Source organism: Modestobacter muralis (assembly GCF_010682105.1).
Classification (GTDB): Bacteria; Actinomycetota; Actinomycetes; order Mycobacteriales; family Geodermatophilaceae; genus Modestobacter; species Modestobacter muralis.
Genome location: NZ_JAAGWH010000044.1, coordinates 1 through 4,072, shown reverse-complemented (window position 1 = coordinate 4,072; position 4,072 = coordinate 1). Strand labels below are relative to the sequence as shown.

Annotated in this window: 4 protein-coding genes; 2 read left to right on the top strand and 2 right to left on the bottom strand. The window is 75.9% G+C overall.

Annotated elements, in window-relative coordinates; genetic code table 11:
• Positions 1 to 1,143, top strand: a 1,143-nt coding sequence (locus GCU67_RS15300) for an HNH endonuclease signature motif containing protein (protein ID WP_163612087.1), incomplete at its 5' end; no start/stop codon positions are given.
• A 196-nt stretch (positions 1,144 to 1,339) separates the two neighbouring features.
• Here GCU67_RS15300 and GCU67_RS15295 read toward each other — a convergent pair.
• Together GCU67_RS15295 and GCU67_RS21185 are read right to left on the bottom strand one after the other, a co-directional pair.
• The gene (locus GCU67_RS15295; RefSeq protein ID WP_163612086.1) at positions 1,340 to 2,872 is read right to left on the bottom strand and encodes an ATP-dependent DNA ligase; all 1,533 of its coding nucleotides are present in this window, start codon (positions 2,870 to 2,872) and stop codon (positions 1,340 to 1,342) included.
• Positions 2,873 to 3,468: 596 nt separating this feature from the next.
• Positions 3,469 to 3,636 carry a hypothetical protein gene (locus GCU67_RS21185; RefSeq protein ID WP_170311063.1) on the bottom strand — a complete coding sequence of 56 codons (168 nt, stop codon included), beginning with the start codon at positions 3,634 to 3,636 and terminating at the stop codon, positions 3,469 to 3,471.
• A 186-nt stretch (positions 3,637 to 3,822) separates the two neighbouring features.
• Between GCU67_RS21185 and GCU67_RS15290 the strand changes: the two genes are divergently transcribed.
• Positions 3,823 to 4,072, top strand: a 250-nt coding sequence (locus GCU67_RS15290) for an LLM class flavin-dependent oxidoreductase (RefSeq protein WP_163612085.1), incomplete at its 3' end; no start/stop codon positions are given.

The following is a 4,072-nucleotide window of genomic DNA, read 5'->3' as shown; positions in this document are numbered from 1 at the left end:
ACGCCGGTCCGGCTGCAGGAGCGCACCGCGGCCGCACTGATCGCCGTCGATGCTGCGGCGGCTGACCGGCGGCGCAAGAAGGCCGAACGCGCGGCTGACGTCCGGACACGACCGGCCGGGGACGGCATGTCAGAGCTCATCGCGGACCTGCCCACCCCGGTCGCTGCCGCGTGCCGGGAGACCGTGGACACCTACGCGCGGATGACCAAGAACGACGGGGACGAGCGGCCGATCGGGCAGCTGCGGGCGCTGGTGCTCAGCGACCTGATCCTGCGGCCGTGGGACACCAGCCGGCCGCCGGTGACCGCACACCTGCAGGTCATCGCGCCGCTGCCGGCCATCGGCGGGCGCCATGCCAGCGGATCGGTGCACGCCGCACCGGCAGGGGCGCCGAGCGACGAGGACGAGACCCGACCCCCGCCGGCGTGGGCGCCGAGCGATGAGGACGTCGCCACGGTCGACGGGTCCTCGATCACCCACCAGCAACTGCGGCACCTGCTCGAAGAACTGGACGCGCTGTGCCCCGGCGGGCTGCAGCCACCGACGGGCGGGTCCTCGGACATCTCACTGGCGGACCCGGTCACCGGCGCACTGCGGGCGACGGTGAGTCCTCGTGAGCTGCAGCGCCTGGTCCGCAACGGGTGTCAGCAACACCCGCCGCGTTCGCGCGACATCGCCGGGCGACGTCGACGGGGTGAGGGGGACGCCGCACTCGACGAGCCACTCTCGGCTGCCTGCGACTGCCCGGTGCTCGATCGCCCACCGCCCATCGACCGCTACACCCCGACTCCCGCGCACCGCCGGTTCGTCCACGCCCGTGATCGCACCTGCCGCCATCCCGGCTGCCGTCGTCCCGCCGCGCGCACCGACCTCGACCACGTGCACGCCCACGGCGACGGCGGCCCGACCGACTGCGCCAACCTCTGCTGTCTGTGCCGCCGGCACCACCGGCTCAAGACCCACGCCCCCGGCTGGCGGTTCACCATGACCAGCGACGGGATCCTGTCGGTGACCACCCCGAGCGGGGTCACCCGCACCACCCGTCCGCCGGGCCTGCGCGTGCTCGCCGGACAGCGAGGGCTGGCCGGCCTGCAGCTGAGCGGCAGCGGCGCCCCGCCGGACGACGATCCGCCACCGTTCTGACGCACGGGCCGACACGTCGATGAGCAGCGGACCCACGTGCTGGTGTCGCCGTGGCGACATGTCGCCCTGTGGCCATGGCGACGAGTCGGCCTGTCGCCGTGGCGACGAGTCGCCCATGGCGTCGTGTCGTCGTGGCGACGAGTCGACATGTCGAGCTGTTGACGCGGCCGGTCGGGCCGGCCGGGCCGCGTCGGGGTCAGCCGCCAGCCAGCAGGGCCCGTACGGCCTCGATGTCGTCGGCGTCCGCAGCGCCCTTGTCCGGCCGGTACCGCAGCACCCGGGCGAACCGCAGCGCGACCCCGCCCGGGTAGCGGCTGCTGCGCTGGGCGCCGTCCAGGGCGATCTCCACGACCAGTTCCGGCCGCAGCAGCACGCCCCACTCGTGGCTCTCCCGCACCAGCCCGGGGAACGTCGCCGTCTGCCACTCCAGCAGCTCGTCGGTCATCCCCTTGAACGTCTTGCCGACCATCACCGGGTCACCGCCGTCGGGGTCCCGCGCGCCCAGGTGGATGTTCGACAGCTTCCCCGACCGCCGCCCGTACCCCCACTCCGCACCGAGCACGACCAGGTCGAGGGTGTGCACCGGCTTGACCTTCTGCCACGCCTTGCCCCGTCGGCCGGCGGCGTACGGCGCGTCCAGCGCCTTGACCACCACGCCCTCGTGGCCACCGGACAGCGCGTCGTCCAGCACCTGCGCGGCCTGCTCGGTGCTCGGCGACCGCACGCCGGGCATCCGCAACGCCGCCTGCTCCTCACCGGCCAGCAGCCCGGCCAGCGCATCGAGTCGCGTCTCCAGCGGCTCGTCGAGCAGGTCGCGGCCGTCCAGGTGCAGCAGGTCGAAGAAGAACGGGCTCAGCAGCACCCCGGCGTCCGCGGCGTCGCTGCCGAAGCGGCTCATCGTGTCCTGGAACGCGCGCGGACGGCCGTCGTCGTCCAGGGCGAGGGTCTCCCCGTCGAGCACCGCGGTCGCGCACGGCAGCGCCCGCACCCGCTCGGCCAGCTCGGGCACCCCGTCGGTCACCTCGCGCAGCGTGCGCGTCCACACCCGGACGACGTCGCCGTCCTTGTGCACCTGGATGCGCGCACCGTCGAGCTTGAACTCCACGGTCACCTCGCCGCCCAGGTCGGTGAGCGCCGCGTCCAGCGACGACCCCGGGCTTGCCAGCATCGGCCGCACCGGCCGGCCCACCTCCAGCCGCACCGCCTCCAGCGCGGCCACGCCGCCCTCCAGCGCGGTCACCGCGGTCTCCGGGAGCCGGCCCGACAGCATGAACGCCCGGCGCACCGCCGTCGCCGGCACCTCCGCGGCCGACGCGATCGCGTCGAGCACCACGCCCTCGAGTGCCCCCTGGCGCAGCTCGCCGGTGAGCAGCCGCACCAGGAAGTGCTGCTCGTCGGCCGTGGCCGCCGACATCAGTGCCCCGACCGCCGCCTCCCGCCGGGCCGCCGACCCCGCCCCGGACGTCCCGGCCAGCTCGGTCAGCGCGGCGTCCACCGCGGCCGCGGTCAGCCCGGGCGCCGCCGCCGAGGTGTGCGCCCTGGCCGTCAGGCTGCGCCAGCCGACGCCGAGCCGGCCCTGTCGTGGCTCGCCGGCCAGCCATGCGGTGACCGCGCCGACCTCGCCGGGCTCCGCACGGCGCAGCAGCTCGCCGATCAGGCCGGCCTTCGCGGTCCGGGAGCGGGTGGCGGCGACAGCGGCCGACGCGGCGACGACCTCGGCGAGCAGCACCCCGTCATGATCCCAGCCGGACGGTGGCCGGGCCGGGCCGGTGCCCGGCGTCGACCCGCCGGCAGGGGAACGGCCGGTCACGCGGTCGGAACGGATCGAGCATCGGCCGTTATCCCCAATAAGCGCGCCGCGCCTCGCCGAGAGGACAAAAGCCCTCGACGACCCCGACGAGGGCTCCCGTGGTGGTGCGGACAGGGTGCCCCACCGGTCGGCGCGTGCAAGGGCGATGTCGGTCAACGCCGTCCACCCGACGACGACGAGCGCCCCAACGCGTACCGCTGCGAGCCGCCGCCAGCGATCTGCCGGAACAGAGCGGCCCGGGGCGGGGCAAGGCGGTGTCGGTCCCGTCCTGCGGGTCGTGCACGGCGGGGGAGCGGTCGGTGGCCTCGCCGTCACGCCGGCGGGTGGTCGCGGCGGTGGCCAGGCCGTCACGCCGGCCGGGCGGGTGGTCGCGGGCGGTGGCCTCACCGTCACGCCGGCAGTGCGGGTGGTCGCGGGCAGAGGCCCTCTCGTGCTCGGGGGTGCAGGTCCGGGGCGAGGGCGACGGTCGGGTCGCAGGTGTCCGGGCCGGCGGGCGTGCTGCGCGGGAACCGCGGTCAGAGCAGCCGGTCGAGGTCGTCCGGGCCCGGGCCGGTGCCGCCCTTGTCGACCAGCGGGGACGGCGCGGGGACCTCGTCCTCGGGGACGTCGTCCACGGGGGGCTCGGCCGCGACCGGGCCGGCGGCGTACAGGGTGCTGGGGTCCTTGGGGTCCATCTCGGGCATCCGCCCCGCCTACCCGGGACCGCGCCGCGGAACCCACCGGCATCGGGACGACGGCGGAGGCGGGTGGGCGACACTGTTCCCCGTGGACCGCCCCGACGCCCGCCGCCCCGCCCGCGACCGCTCGACCCACGACCGCCCGACCCGAGATCGCGCCGCCCGAGTCCGGGCCGTTGCGCGGGCCGGCCGATGACCCTCGACCTGTCGGCGCTGGTGCTGCCCGACCGCCACCCGGTGTCGACCTTCCTCGCCGACGTGCAGGAGGCCGAGCGCGCCGGGGTCCGCGCCGTGTGGACCTACGACCACCTCACCTGGCCGCTGCTGGCCGACGGCCCCTGGTACGGCGCCGTCCCGCTGCTGGCCGCCGCCGCGGTGGTCACCGACCGGGTCCGGCTGGGCACCCAGGTCGCCTCCCCGAACTTCCGCCACCCGGTGCCCT

What these genes read in the sequence shown, in the direction of transcription:
- GCU67_RS21185 (WP_170311063.1), bottom strand. Translation starts at nt 3,636, where the DNA reads ATGCCCGAGATGGACCCCAAGGACCCCAGCACCCTGTACGCCGCCGGC.